This is a genomic window from Mammaliicoccus sp. K-M42 (genome assembly GCF_022386375.1).
Taxonomy (GTDB): Bacteria; Bacillota; Bacilli; order Staphylococcales; family Staphylococcaceae; genus Mammaliicoccus; species Mammaliicoccus fleurettii.
Map to the genome: position 1 here is coordinate 18,496 of NZ_JAJNIS010000003.1, position 14,249 is coordinate 32,744.

A 14,249-nucleotide genomic window follows, 5' to 3' on the forward strand; every position below is an offset into this window, starting at 1 on the left:
TTATTCTTTTGATGATTTAATTTCTTCGCCAGATTTTTTAGCGATACGAACTTTTTTACCATCTACTACTTTAAATCCAACACGAGTTGGTTCATTTGTCTTAGGATCAAGTAATTGAACGTTTGATACGTGGATAGTACCTTCTGTTTCTAAGATACCACCTTCTGGATTTAACTGAGTTGGTTTTTGGTGTTTTTTAATAACGTTAACACCTTCTACCACTACGCGTTCCTTTTTAGGTAATGCTTCTAAAACTTTACCAGTTTTACCTTTATCTTTACCTGAGATAACGATTACGTTGTCACCTTTACGTACGTGCATGTGTAGGCACCTCCTTAGGAATTTTGTTTTTTATCATTATAGATTAAAGTACCTCTGGCGCTAGAGAAACGATCTTCATGAAGTTACCTTCACGTAATTCACGCGCTACAGGACCGAATATACGTGTACCACGTGGACCTTTGTCATCACGGATGATTACACATGCATTTTCGTCAAATTTGATGTAAGAGCCATCTTCACGACGTACACCTGATTTAGTACGTACAACAACAGCTTTAACAACTTCACCTTTTTTAACAACGCCACCTGGTGTAGCATTTTTAACAGTAACGACGATAACATCACCAATGTTAGCTGTCTTACGACCAGATCCGCCTAAAACTTTGATTGTTAATACTTCACGAGCACCAGAGTTGTCTGCTACTTTTAAACGTGTTTCTTGTTGGATCATCTTTGTTTGACCTCCCTTATCTTTATACTTCTATTAAATAATTACTGATTCTTCAACGATTTCAACTAGACGGAAACGCTTAGTTGATGATAAAGGACGTGTTTCTGCAATCTTAACGATATCGCCCATTTTTGCTGAATTGTTTTCATCATGTGTTTTATATTTTTTTGAATATTTTACACGTTTACCATATAATTTATGAGTTTTGTAAGTTTCTACAACTACTGTAATAGTTTTGTCCATTTTATCTGAAACTACTTTACCAACGTAAACTTTGCGGTCATTTCTTTCACTCACAGTAATGAACCTCCTCTACTTGATTATTTATTATCTGCTGCTTTCTCTTCTTCGATTTCTCTTTCACGTACGATTGTTTTAAGACGTGCAATCGTTTTTTTAACTTTTCGAATGTTAGCAGTCTCTTCAAGTTGACCAGTTGCTAACTGAAAGCGTAAGTTGAATAATTGTTCTTTAGCTTCTTTGATTTCTTTTTCAATTTCAGTAGTGGTTAAATTTCTGATATCCTTAGCTTTCATTTGTGTCACCACCCAATTCTTCACGTTTTACAAACTTAGATTTTACTGGAAGTTTGTGTGCAGCAAGACGTAATGCTTCACGTGCTACTTCTTCTTGAACACCAGCGATTTCGAACAAGATACGTCCTGGTTTAACTACTGCTACCCAACCTTCAACTGCACCTTTACCTGAACCCATACGTACTTCTAAAGGTTTTTTAGTATATGGTGTATGTGGGAATATTTTGATCCATACTTTTCCGCCACGTTTCATATAACGTGTCATTGCGATACGAGCTGATTCGATTTGACGAGATGTAATCCAAGCTGCTGTTTGAGCTTGTAAACCATATTCCCCAAATGTTACTTCATTTCCGCCTTTTGAACGACCAGTTGTTTTAGGACGATGTTGACGACGGAATTTAACACGTTTTGGTAATAACATTATTATTTTCCTCCTTCACTAGACTTCTTTGTAGGAAGAACTTCTCCACGGTAGATCCATACTTTTACACCTAATTTACCGTAAGTAGTGTCGGCTTCTTCATGTGCGAAATCAATGTCTGCACGTAGTGTATGAAGTGGAACAGTTCCTTCTGAATATTGTTCTGCACGAGCGATATCTGCGCCACCTAAACGACCAGATACTTGTGTTTTGATACCTTTAGCTCCCAATTTCATTGCACGTTGGATAGCTTGTTTTTGAGCACGACGGAAAGATACACGATTTTCTAATTGACGAGCAATGTTATTTGCTACCAATGTTGCATCTAAATCAACTTTTTTGATTTCAATAACGTTGATGTGTACTTTTTTGTTAGTCAATGCGTTTAATTTGTTACGTAATTTTTCGATTTCAGAACCGCCTTTACCAATAACCATACCTGGCTTACCAGTGTGGATTGCGATATTGATACGGTTTGCTGCACGCTCAATTTCAACACTTGAAACTGAAGCTTCTTTTAATGCTTCTGCGATATATTTACGAACTTTTAAGTCTTCATGTAAAAGTGTTGCGAAGTCTTTACCAGCATACCACTTTGCTTCCCAGTCACGAATTACACCGACACGAAGTCCGATTGGATTAATTTTTTGACCCACTATATTCCCTCCTTAATGATTTAGTTAATTATGCTTCTTTAACTTCTTCTTTAGCTTCTTTTTCGCCAACTACGATTGTAATATGACTAGTACGTTTGTTGATCGCACTTGCACGACCTTGTGCACGTGGACGGAAACGTTTTAATGTAGGTCCTTCATTAGCATAAGCTTCTTTTATAACTAATGTGTCAGGATTTAAATCATAATTATGTTCTGCATTTGCTAATGCTGACATTAATAATTTTTCAACTACAGGTGATGTTGCTTTGTTAGTTAATTTTAAGATGGCAATTGCTTCTGCCACTTCTTTACCTCTAATAAGATCTAAAACTAATCTCACTTTACGAGGTGCGATTCTTATTGTTCTAGCAACCGCTTTTGCTTCCATTGTGACTTCCTCCTCTATTTAGAAATTAGCGTTTAGTCTTCTTGTCGTCTGCAGCATGACCTTTATAAGTACGTGTAGGTGCAAACTCTCCTAATTTGTGTCCAACCATATCTTCAGTAATGAATACTGGTACATGTTTACGACCATCATATACTGCTATTGTATGTCCGATGAAGTCAGGAAATACTGTTGAACGACGAGACCATGTTTTAATAACTGATTTTTTTTCACCTTCGTTTTGAGATTCAATTTTTTTCATTAAATGATCATCAACGAAAGGTCCTTTTTTAAGACTACGAGCCATTATGGCGCCTCCCTTCTTATTTATTGCGCGCGGCATCTAAGCCGCACACGTAAATAAGGTATTATTATTTTTTCTTACGACCACGAACGATGAATTTAGATGAACGTTGGCTTTGTTTACGAGTTTTCTTACCAAGTGTTGGTTTGCCCCATGGAGACATTGGTGATTTAAGACCGATTGGTGTACGACCTTCACCACCACCGTGTGGGTGATCGTTAGGGTTCATTACAGAACCACGAACTGTTGGACGTTTGCCCATCCATCTAGAACGACCTGCTTTACCAATTGTGATTAATTCGTGTTGTTCATTACCAACTTGACCGATTGTTGCACGACAAGTAGATAAGATCATACGAACTTCACCTGATTTAAGACGAACTAATACGTATTTACCTTCTTTACCAAGTACTTGAGCACTTGTACCAGCAGAACGGACTAATTGTCCACCTTTACCTGGTTTTAATTCGATATTGTGAATTGTAGTACCAACTGGGATATCTGTTAATGCTAATGCATTACCAACTTTGATATCTGCTTCTGAACCATTGAAAATTTGTTGTCCTACTTTTAAGCCTTTAGGCGCAAGTATATATCTTTTTTCACCATCTGCGTATACAACTAATGCAATATTAGCTGAACGGTTTGGATCATACTCGATAGTTGATACTTTAGCAGGAATTCCATCTTTATTACGTTTGAAATCAATTACACGGTATTGACGTTTATGACCGCCACCTCTGTGACGAACTGTCAATTTACCTTGGTTGTTACGTCCCGCTTTTCTCGGAAGCGGTTGTAATAGTGACTTTTCAGGAGTCGTTGATGTAATTTCAGCGAAATCTGAAGATGTCATATTACGACGACCATTTGTAATTGGCTTATACTTTTTAAGAGCCATTGTCGTTTTACCTCCTTAGTGGTAATTGTTTTTAGTTAAATAGGTCTATTGAAGAACCTTCTTTTAGAGTTACGATTGCTTTACGACGTTTGTTAGTGAAACCATTGTAACGACCAACACGTTTAGCTTTCGCTTTAACGTTCATGATGTTTACTGTGTCTACTTTCACGTCGAAAATTTCTTCGATTGCGATTTTAACTTGTGTTTTGTTGGCACGTGTATCAACATCAAATGTGTATTTATCTAAAGCCATATCTGATGAAGATTTTTCTGTGATTACGGGGCGCTTAATAACATCTCTTGCTTCCATTATGCGAGCACCTCCTCTACTTTATCCACTGCTGCTTTAGTTATTACGACTTTGCTAGAACCTAAAATATCTAATACGTTTAAGCTTTGAGCGTCAATAACTTTAACACCTGGAATGTTACGAGCTGATAATTCAACGTTACTTTCAACAGTATCAACGATGAATAAAACTTTTTTAGAAAGCTCTAAATTGCTCATTACATTTTTGAATTCTTTAGTTTTAGGCGCATCAAAGTTGAATGCTTCTAAAACAGTTAATTCGTTATCACTTACTTTTGCTGATAATGCAGAACGTAATGCTAAACGACGCATTTTCTTAGGCATTTTGTAAGAATAACTTCTTGGTGTAGGACCGAATACGATACCACCACCACGCCATTGTGGCGCACGGATTGTACCTTGACGAGCACGACCTGTACCTTTTTGTTTCCAAGGTTTACGTCCACCACCACGAACTGCTGAACGATTCTTAACTGCGTGAGTACCTTGGCGTAATGAAGCACGTTGTAAGTTGACTGCTTCGAATAATACGTGTTGGTTTGGTTCGATACCAAATACACTATCATTTAATTCGATAGATCCTGATTTAGAACCATCTACTTTTAATACATCAATATTAGCCATAATGTTGTTTCCTCCTTTCACCTAAATAATTATTTATTACCTTTTTTAATTGAAGTTGTAAGTTTTACTAAACCTTTTTTAGGGCCTGGAACGTTACCTTTAACTAAAATTACGTTATTTTCTGCATCAACTTTAACTACTTCTAAGTTTTGCATAGTAACTGTGTTTCCACCCATACGGCCTGGTAATTCTTTACCTTTAAATACTTTAGAAGCATCTGAAGCCATACCCATTGAACCAGAACCTCTATGATAACGAGAACCGTGACTCATTGGTCCACGAGAGAAACCGTGACGTTTAATTGAGCCTTGGAAACCTTTACCTTTAGAAACGCCTGTTGCATCAATAATGTCTCCTGCTTGGAAAGTATCTACAGTGACTTCTTGACCTACCTCGTATGCTGAAACATCAATGTTTCTGAATTCACGAGTGAAGCGCTTAGGTGCTGAACCTGCTTTTTTAGCATGTCCTTCAGCAGCTTTAGTTGCATATTTGTTAGATTTACGATCTTTTTTATATGCTTGTTTGTCTTCAAAACCGATTTGAACAGCGTTGTAGCCGTCTACTTCATCAGTTTTTGTTTGTAATACTACGTTTTGACTAGCTTCTACTACAGTAACTGGTATTAATTCACCATTTTCTGCGAATACTTGAGTCATTCCAATTTTTCTTCCTAAGATTCCTTTGGTCATCGAAAGTCGCACCTCCTGTTATTTTAATGAATTATAATTTGATTTCGATGTCTACACCAGATGGTAAGTTTAAGCCCATAAGAGCATCAACTGTTTTAGGTGTAGGGTTAAGAATGTCGATTAAACGTTTATGCGTACGTTGTTCGAATTGTTCACGTGAGTCTTTATATTTATGAACGGCACGGATAACAGTATAAACTGATTTCTCAGTTGGTAATGGAATCGGACCAGACACTTGAGCTCCAGAACGTTTAGCTGTTTCAACAATTTTTTCTGCTGATTGATCGATCATACGGTGATCATACGCTTTTAAACGGATACGAATTTTTTGTTTTGCCATAATTTTCCCTCCTTGTTCGTCTACTTTATAGTGATAGACTTCTCCACGAAAACTCTCTTACACACCGCCATGGCAAAGCGGCCGGGTGTGTCAGTAACCTCTCGCTTCATCGCTTCTTAAAGTCCAACATTAGATATGATACATGATTTATACCTATTATGCAATAGATATCCATATATTTTTTCTAAATCCATCTAACACATACCCAAGTATTATAACGGATATTACCACCTATTTCAATAGATAAAATTTAATTAGATAATTTGTAATCTAAATGTTATAATATAACAAGCAATTTTCAATAGGTGGTGAAGTCATGAAAAGAGGAATTAAGTCTGTGTTACTTGTTCTTTCTATTATATTAGTGATATCTGAATTAATATTAGCAATACCATTTCTCGGCGGTGGAATTATACTATCGACTGGTTACAACGCCCTAGTACTTAACGGTACGCTTTATTTTATTGCTACACTTATTTTATTAATAGATAATCAAAACTCTGTGAAGGTCATTTTTGTTATACCATTAATAGGGTTAATAGCTAGTTTCGTTGCAGTTATCCCAATTATTGGATGGTTATTACATATTGTAATGGTCGTCTTAATGATTATATTCTTATTCACTATTATAATTGCACCTGTTTATATACCATCTAAATATTACAAGACAACATATAAAAGTTAATATATAAAACGAGGCTGGACATAAATTCTAACTCAAAATAAATAAGCATATCACTTAACTGAATTCTTCAGTTTTATAGTGATATGCTTATTTTTTTAATATCTTACGATTTTGCACGTGCATGCTTGCCTAGTAACTCTTATCAGCAGTTTTACTTTGAACTGCTTTTAATTCTACCCTTATCAGCAGTTTTACTTAGAACTGCTTTTAACACTACCTTTATCAGCAGTTTTGCTTAGATCTGCTTTTAATTCTACTCTTATCAGCAATTTTGCCTAGAACTGCTTTTAACACTACCTTTATCAGCAGTTTTGCTTAGATCTGCTTTTAACACTACGCTTATCAGCAGTTTTGCCTAGATCTGCTGATAACGTACCTCTTGTATGCCCGCGGAAAGCATGCGTATTAAAAAATGCCAACAAAGTTCTAAGACTTTGCCGACACTCTGTTGGTAGTTCTAAGAGCTACCAACATGATTTTTATATTTTAACCATGAACAAATACGAAATATGCGACGAATACAAAGAATAAACCATACATTATAGGATGAATCTCTTTATGTCTTTTTGCTACTATCATTGTAATAGGATAGAAAATAAATCCGCAAGCAATACCTGTCGCAATTGAATATGTTAAAGGCATCATAATCATTGTTAAGAAAGCAGGTACTGCGATCTCAAATTTTTGCCAATCAATCTTACCTAAGTTACTTACCATCAACACACCAACGATCACAAGTGCTGGCGCTGTTACTGCACTGGTAACAACTGCCATTAATGGAGAGAACAATAATGCTGCTAAGAAACAAGCACCTGTTACAACACTTGCAAATCCAGTTCTTGCCCCTACTGCTACACCTGCACTTGATTCAATATAGCTTGTAGTTGTAGACGTCCCGAAAATTGCACCTACAATTGTTGCTAATGAATCTGCGAATAAAGCCTTCCCTGCTCTTGGTAATTTATTATCTTTCATTAAACCTGCTTGATTTGCTACTGCAACTAATGTACCTGCAGTATCAAAGAAATCTATAAACAAGAAAGTTAATACAACTATTAAGAATTGTACATTAAATATAGTAGATAAATCTCCAAATGCTTCAAAAGATGCTCCGAATGTTGGTGCTACACTTGGTACTTTTCCAATAATACTATCTGGCATAGCGATTAATCCTGTAATTAAACCTGCTACAGCAGTTAATACCATACCTACAAATATTGCACCTGGTAATTTTTTAGCCATCAAAATAACAGTGATAATAATACCAAATACTGCGAGTAATACTTCTGGGTTATGTATTGAACCTAGAGTAACTAATGTAGAATCTTCTTTTTGTACAATACCTGCTCCTTGTAATCCTACAAAAGTAATAAATAAACCTATCCCTGCTGATACAGCCATCTTTAATTCAAATGGAATTGCATTTATAATCACTTCTCGCAAACCACTCATCGTTAATACTGCAAATATAAGTCCAGAGAATAGTACTCCTGTTAATCCAGTTTGCCAAGGTATTCCCATAGTTAATACTACTGTAAATGCAAAAAATGCATTCAATCCCATACCTGGTGCCAATGCAATCGGGTATTTAGCGATAATACCCATAAACAAACAACCTACTAAAGCAGCTAAAGCAGTAGCAACAAATACAGCACCTTGATCCATTCTCATTGAATCAGGTATGTTCTCAACACTTGCTAAACTCAGCATTGATGGATTTATGGCTAATATGTATGCCATTGAAAGGAAAGTTGTTAAACCACCTAATATTTCTCTTTTATAATTAGTTCCCAATTCATCAAACTTAAAGTAACGTTTCATAGTAAGACTCCTTTTTTAATTTCAACACTGTACATTGTATTACTCAGTACATTAAAAATCAATACTTTTTACGAACATTTATTAAAATTAAATTATCTATGTTCGTGTTATGTACCCTACAAAGCTTTTGTGCTCTAATTTCATAATATGAAAAACACCCGTACTTATGTTTAAAAGTACGGGTGAACTATATTAGAATTTCAAATCCTTTAATGCATCTTTAAACGGATTGTTTTCTACTTCTTCATTCTTCATGTATTGTTTCATTTCTCTCTTGCCTATTTTGCCAGTCTTTTTATTTTTCAGTCTTTCATCCATGTGTTCTTGTGTTTCTGTATGACCACATACACAACGATAAGTTGCTTTCTTTCCTGTACCATATAAAGTTAATTTCTTTTTACAATTTGGACATCTTGCGTTTGTTTGTCGTTGTTGATTCTTTTTAGTTTTACAAGTTGGATCTTGACATACGAGCATTTGACCATTTTTAGTTTTTACTTTAAGCATGAATTTTCCACAAGTTGGACACTCTGTTGTCGTAATATTATCATGTTTAAATTTATCATCACTATTTTTAATATCTCCAATAATTTCTCGAGTAAACCCTCGCATTTCTTTCATGAAAGTTTCTTTTGAATACTTACCCTTTTCAATTTGGTTTAATTTCATTTCCCAATTTGCAGTAAGTTCAGGTGAAGTCAGTTGTTCTGGAGCTAAGTTTAATAATTGTTTACCTTTAGGCGTAATTTTAATTTTTCCTTGAATTGCTTCTATAACATTAGAGCTATATAACTTTTCTATAATATCTGCTCTTGTTGCTACAGTTCCAATACCACCTGTTTCATTTAAAGTTTGAGCCATCTTTTTATCTTTAAGTTTGAAGAAAAGTTGTGGTGATTCCATAGCTTTAAGTAACGTTCCTTCATTAAAGTATGCTGGTGGCTCTGTGTCCTTGCTTGTAATGTTCAAGTTCTGAATTTTAACTCGTTGTTGTTCATCAAATGGTAATTCCTTAACAATTGCTTTTTCTTGGTGAATTGCTTTATAGCCTAATTCAATTGCTACTTCTTGAACAAGTTTAAACTTCTCACCTTCACAAGTTAATTCTACTGTAGTTTCTTCATATTGATATGGTGGTAATAATACTTCTAAAAATCTTTCAGCAACTATCATGTAGATTTTTTCTTCTCTAGGTGATAATTGATCCATGTTAGGTCTTACCTCAGTTGGTACAATAGCATGGTGATCAGACACCTTATTATTATCTACAAAATGTTTTCCAGCTTTTATTTGTTTTTTAAGTAGTGGTACTGCGTAAGACTTTAATGATGTTGCACTTAGAGAAGAGACTCTCTCTTTTAATGAAGAAACCATATCATCAGTTAGATAATTTGAGTCAGTTCTTGGATAAGTTAATACTTTATGCTGCTCATATAAAGACTGCATAGTATTTAATGTTTCTTTTGCACTCATTTTATATCGTTGATACGCTGTTTGTTGCAAACTTGTTAAGTCATATAATTTTTGTGGATACTTTGTTTTCTTTTTCTTATAAACATTTTCAATTGTTCCCGTATTATTTTGTACTTTTTGTTTTATTTGTTCTATTAATTCTGAATCAAATGTTTTATCTCCATTTTGAGTTACCCATTTGAATTTATATCCATCTATATCAACATTCATTTGATAGTATTTTTTCGGCTTAAATGACTGTATTTCATTTTGTCTCATTTGAACAAGATTCAATGTTGGTGTTTGAACTCTCCCACATGACAATTGTGCGTCATATTTAGTTGTTAATGCTCTCGTAGCATTTATTCCAACTATCCAATCTGCTTCACTTCTACACAGTGCAGCTTGGTAAAGATTGTTGTAAGCTGCCCCAGGTTTTAAGTTTTGAAAACCTGCCTTAATCGCTTTTTCAGTAACTGAACTAATCCATAAACGTTTCAATGGCTTTTTCACTTTAGCTTTCTCAATAATTAATCTAGCAACAAGTTCCCCTTCTCTACCAGCATCTGTCGCAATAATAATTGAATTTACATCATCACGTTTCATAAGATGTTGAACTGTATTAAACTGACTTCTTGTCTTCTTAATAACAACATGTTTCATATAGTCTGGAATAATAGGTAAGACATTTAAATTCCATTCTTTGAACTTTTTATCATATTCTTCTGGTGTTGCATTTGTTACTAGATGCCCTAATGCCCATGTTACGATATATTGTTTATTCTCAAAATATCCTTTCTTTTGATCGTGCACACCTAATGCTTTAGCTATGTCACGACCAACTGAAGGTTTTTCTGCAAGAACTAATGCTTTCATATTCATTTCACCCATTCTTTTTTCATTCGTGTCATTATAACATGAATAAAAACTGTTCTAAAGCTATCAAAAACTTTTATAATTTTTCGTTTAATCGTATAATAGAATAAAATAATCGTTGAAAAATAAAGGAGTGACTGTCATGCAAATATTGCCACTTAAGCAAATAGACCCTATCACCTCTTACTTATATGAAAAAAATCTTCAAAATAATTATTACATTGAGTATATACCTACAGATATAGAAGAGATTAAGTCTGCTTTAACAAGTAAATTTAATGAACAATCTTTCTACTATATCGAAGACAACAATAATATTATTGGAATTTTAGGATTTGAAAAAATTGATGATGAGACTGTCAATGTTTGGGGACCAATTGTTAATGATACAACAGAAGAAACTTTAAATGCGTTAAAAGAAATTTGGGAAATGTTACTCAATAATCATCGTGATATAAAATATTGTCATATATCACTACATAAAGACCACATTCTTAACAATAGTAAACTTAAAAGACTTCATGCTGGATATGTAGAAACGCAGTACACATTAGAAATTCAACAACCACCTCTTCCAATAGATAAACAACATCAAATGACACCTTATAGCAAACCCTATTATTATTCATTTGATAAGTTGCACTCTAATAATTTTAAACATAGTGATATTAGTTCAAGAGATATTGTTAACTCTCTTGGTGAAAATCATGCTCTATATTTATATATTGCAGAAGGCCTTGTTAAAGGTTATATATATTTATCTATTGATATACCTAAAAAATTAGCAACAATACCTAATTTGGCATCTCATCACGATTATAGGAAGCAAGGTATTGCCTTTCAAATGATTCATTTTGCGACAAATAAAGCTTTCACGCATGATGATGTTGAAACTGTAAGAATATATGTAGATAGTAAAAAACATGAACAAATACAACTTCTTTATGAAAAAGTTGGTTTTAAAATTGTTAATGAAACACATCATTTTAAATATGTAAGACCTTTTTAAAGGACATATGAAGAAGCTGAGACATAAAAAATGATCTCAGCTTCTTTCCTTTATTAATATTTAGTGAGCTGTATGTTTTACAACTAATTTGTTTCGCGCGTATAATACACGGGTACTGTTTAAAATACAAATAAATAGAGAAAGCGAGTCGTGTGTATGGAATATCTTATAGCTCTGTTACCAGCATTGTTCTGGGGAAGTGTAGTATTAATCAACGTAAAAGTTGGTGGAGGTCCTTATAACCAAATATTAGGTACTACTATCGGGGCGTTCATCATTGGATTATGCCTATTTGCATTTGGTGATGTCCAATTTACTGCTACTACAGTTATTATCGGTATGGTTTCTGGTGCTTTCTGGGCATTAGGACAAGGATTTCAACTTAGAAGTGTTGAATTAGTTGGTGTTTCAATTACAATGCCTATTTCCACAGGTTTACAATTACTTGGAACAACATTATTCAGCGCAGCATTTTTAGGAGAATGGTCTACAGGAACTCAAGTAGCACTTGGTTTATCAGGCTTAGCCTTATTAATAGTCGGTGTAATCTTTACTTCTGTTCAGAAAAAAGGTTCTGGAAACAGTGGTAATTCTAAAAAAATCGGTAAAGCTATTCCAATTTTACTTATCTCAACAGTTGGTTATGTTGTCTATGTTGTAATTGGTCAAGTATTTGGAGTTGAAGGTTGGGATGCATTGTTCCCTCAATCAATTGGTATGGTAATTGGTGGTATTATTTTATCATTCAAACATAAGCCTACAGTGAAATATACAGCATTTAATTTATTACCAGGTATTGTTTGGGCATTAGGTAATATGTTCTTATTCATCTCACAACCAAAAGTTGGTGTGGGTACAAGTTTCTCATTCTCACAAATGTTAGTTATTGTATCTACTTTAGGTGGAATATTCTTATTAGGAGAACAAAAAACAAAACGTCAAATGACATTTATCTGGATCGGTATAGTGTTAATTATAATAGCAGCATTCATTATTGGTGCAGCTAAAGGGTAGATTCAATTAAAAATATAGGAGTGTTTAATATGTATGAAGATTTAAAAGATAAAGTTGTCATTATTACTGGTGGTAACAGTGGTATTGGTAAAGCAACTTCAGAACGTTTCGGTAAAGAAGGTTCAAAAGTCGTGATTGGTTATCTAGATCATGTTGAAGAAGCTGAAAAAGTTGTTCAATCAATTAAAGATTCTGGTGCTGATGCAATCGCAATTAAAGCAGACGTTTCAGTAGAAGAAGATATTAAGAACTTAATACAACAAACACATGAAAAATTTGGACGCATTGATGTACTCATTAATAACGCCGGTTTCGAAAAACCAATCCCATCACACGAAATGAGCTTAGCTGAATGGTCTAAAGTTATTGATATCAATTTAACTGGTGCATTCATCGGAAGTAGAGAAGTTATTAATTATTATTTAGAACATGATATTAAAGGTCAAATCATTAATACTGCTAGTGTGCATGACGTTATTCCATGGCCAAACTATGTCAATTATGCTGCAAGTAAAGGCGGTTTAAAATTGATGATGGAAACAATGTCTATGGAATATGGTAAAAATGGAATAAGAATTAATAATGTTTCTCCAGGTGCAATTGTTACAGAACATACACGCGAGAAATTCTCTGACCCAGCAACTAGAGAAGAAACATTAGGAATGATTCCTTTAAATGAAATTGGTGAAGCGGATCAAGTAGCTAACATCAATGCATTTCTTGCTTCAGAACAAGCAAGCTACATCCATGGTACAACACTTTATGTTGATGGTGGTATGACTAACTACCCTGCATTTATGGGCGGTAAAGGTTAATTCATTAATACGTAACATTATAATGCCAACAAAGTCTAAGACTTTGTTGGCATTATTTTATGCGCATGCTTACACTTCTACTGACTTGTGTTAACATAGGTATCCTTACTTACACTTCTTTCCACTTATGTGAAAATGGATACCCTTGCTTACACTTCTACTGACTTGTGTTAACATAGGCATCCTTACTTACACTTCTCTCTACTTGTGTGAATACAGATATCCATACTTACACTTCTACTCACTTGTGTGAATACAGATATCCATACTTACACTTCTACTCACTTGTGTGAATACAGATATCCATACTTAAACTTCTCTCTACTTGTGTAAATATAGACACTTAAGATTAATTGCCTTTGACATAAATGTCCTAGTATTTTAATGTTAATCATTTAACTAACTCTTAGAGACGCCTGTTTTCTATATAAAAATAAATATTTCTAACGATTTTGTAGTGCGGACGCCTGAGGGAATAGTATGCGTGAGAGACTACAGGCTCGAACCATACCCTCTGGCAAATGTACGTACAAAATCGTAAAATTGTATAAAAAATAAGCATATCACTGTAAAACTGAAAAGTTCAGTTAAGTGATATGCTTATTTATTTTAAGTTAGGATTTATATCCCAAGTTGTTTACTATTTTTTAATTTACCAAATATTTGTTTTCAA

19 protein-coding genes are annotated in these 14,249 nt (G+C 34.2%); 4 read left to right on the forward strand and 15 right to left on the reverse strand.

Translation table 11 applies throughout. The features are described 5' to 3' along the window. The 13 genes from rplX to rpsJ all read right to left on the reverse strand — a co-directional run bounded on the left by rplX (position 1) and on the right by rpsJ (position 5,904). Positions 1–321, reverse strand: a complete 321-nt coding sequence (gene rplX / locus LQ668_RS02820) for a 50S ribosomal protein L24 (protein ID WP_078356956.1) — start codon at positions 319–321, stop codon at positions 1–3. 43 nt (positions 322–364) lie between these two features. Continuing rightward, the gene (gene rplN, locus LQ668_RS02825) at positions 365–733 is read right to left on the reverse strand and encodes a 50S ribosomal protein L14 (RefSeq protein WP_016911102.1); all 369 of its coding nucleotides are present in this window, start codon (positions 731–733) and stop codon (positions 365–367) included. A 33-nt stretch (positions 734–766) separates the two neighbouring features. After that, positions 767–1,030: a 30S ribosomal protein S17 gene (rpsQ, locus tag LQ668_RS02830; protein ID WP_016911101.1), complete on the reverse strand. Its 264-nt coding sequence runs from the start codon at positions 1,028–1,030 to the stop codon at positions 767–769. Between the two features lie 23 nt (positions 1,031–1,053). Beyond that, positions 1,054–1,269, reverse strand: a complete 216-nt coding sequence (gene rpmC / locus LQ668_RS02835) for a 50S ribosomal protein L29 (protein WP_016998808.1) — start codon at positions 1,267–1,269, stop codon at positions 1,054–1,056. Further along, positions 1,259–1,693, reverse strand: coding sequence for a 50S ribosomal protein L16 (gene rplP, locus LQ668_RS02840; protein WP_016911099.1), 435 nt, complete (start codon positions 1,691–1,693; stop codon positions 1,259–1,261). Before rplP ends, rpmC begins: the two co-directional genes overlap by 11 nt. Before the next feature lie 2 nt (positions 1,694–1,695). Further along, complete coding sequence (gene rpsC / locus LQ668_RS02845) at positions 1,696–2,349, reverse strand: 30S ribosomal protein S3 (protein WP_025906790.1); 654 nt, start codon at positions 2,347–2,349, stop codon at positions 1,696–1,698. A gap of 28 nt (positions 2,350–2,377) precedes the next feature. Next, positions 2,378–2,737 carry a 50S ribosomal protein L22 gene (gene rplV, locus LQ668_RS02850; protein ID WP_078356957.1) on the reverse strand — a complete coding sequence of 120 codons (360 nt, stop codon included), beginning with the start codon at positions 2,735–2,737 and terminating at the stop codon, positions 2,378–2,380. 25 nt (positions 2,738–2,762) lie between these two features. Then, complete coding sequence (gene rpsS, locus LQ668_RS02855) at positions 2,763–3,041, reverse strand: 30S ribosomal protein S19 (protein WP_078356958.1); 279 nt, start codon at positions 3,039–3,041, stop codon at positions 2,763–2,765. Between the two features lie 64 nt (positions 3,042–3,105). After that, positions 3,106–3,939: a 50S ribosomal protein L2 gene (gene rplB / locus LQ668_RS02860; protein ID WP_078356959.1), complete on the reverse strand. Its 834-nt coding sequence runs from the start codon at positions 3,937–3,939 to the stop codon at positions 3,106–3,108. A 31-nt stretch (positions 3,940–3,970) separates the two neighbouring features. Beyond that, entirely contained in the window at positions 3,971–4,249 is a 279-nt protein-coding gene (gene rplW / locus LQ668_RS02865; protein ID WP_025906794.1) for a 50S ribosomal protein L23, read from the reverse strand. Beyond that, positions 4,249–4,872, reverse strand: coding sequence for a 50S ribosomal protein L4 (rplD, locus tag LQ668_RS02870; protein ID WP_078356960.1), 624 nt, complete (start codon positions 4,870–4,872; stop codon positions 4,249–4,251). Before rplD ends, rplW begins: the two co-directional genes overlap by 1 nt. 29 nt (positions 4,873–4,901) lie before the next feature. Further along, positions 4,902–5,564: a 50S ribosomal protein L3 gene (gene rplC / locus LQ668_RS02875; protein WP_078356961.1), complete on the reverse strand. Its 663-nt coding sequence runs from the start codon at positions 5,562–5,564 to the stop codon at positions 4,902–4,904. 31 nt (positions 5,565–5,595) lie between these two features. Then, a complete protein-coding gene (rpsJ, locus tag LQ668_RS02880; protein WP_016998799.1) occupies positions 5,596–5,904 on the reverse strand; it encodes a 30S ribosomal protein S10 in 309 nt (102 codons plus the stop codon). Positions 5,905–6,220: 316 nt separating this feature from the next. On the opposite strand from rpsJ, the gene LQ668_RS02885 reads away from it, so the two are divergent. Next, entirely contained in the window at positions 6,221–6,589 is a 369-nt protein-coding gene (locus LQ668_RS02885) for a hypothetical protein (protein ID WP_107509252.1), read from the forward strand. Between the two features lie 486 nt (positions 6,590–7,075). On the opposite strand, the gene LQ668_RS02890 is transcribed toward LQ668_RS02885, so the two are convergent. Continuing rightward, on the reverse strand, positions 7,076–8,410 hold the full coding sequence (locus LQ668_RS02890) for an NCS2 family permease (RefSeq protein ID WP_107509251.1): 1,335 nt from the start codon (positions 8,408–8,410) through the stop codon (positions 7,076–7,078). A 192-nt stretch (positions 8,411–8,602) separates the two neighbouring features. Next, a complete protein-coding gene (locus LQ668_RS02895) occupies positions 8,603–10,738 on the reverse strand; it encodes a DNA topoisomerase III (RefSeq protein WP_078356964.1) in 2,136 nt (711 codons plus the stop codon). A gap of 142 nt (positions 10,739–10,880) precedes the next feature. On the opposite strand from LQ668_RS02895, the gene LQ668_RS02900 reads away from it, so the two are divergent. The 3 genes from LQ668_RS02900 (at position 10,881) to LQ668_RS02910 (ending at position 13,576) form a co-directional block, all read left to right on the forward strand. Further along, complete coding sequence (locus tag LQ668_RS02900; RefSeq protein ID WP_107509249.1) at positions 10,881–11,747, forward strand: GNAT family N-acetyltransferase; 867 nt, start codon at positions 10,881–10,883, stop codon at positions 11,745–11,747. A 156-nt stretch (positions 11,748–11,903) separates the two neighbouring features. After that, complete coding sequence (locus LQ668_RS02905) at positions 11,904–12,761, forward strand: GRP family sugar transporter (RefSeq protein ID WP_107509248.1); 858 nt, start codon at positions 11,904–11,906, stop codon at positions 12,759–12,761. Between the two features lie 29 nt (positions 12,762–12,790). Further along, positions 12,791–13,576, forward strand: a complete 786-nt coding sequence (locus tag LQ668_RS02910; protein ID WP_078356967.1) for a glucose 1-dehydrogenase — start codon at positions 12,791–12,793, stop codon at positions 13,574–13,576. Positions 13,577–14,249 lie beyond the last annotated feature (673 nt).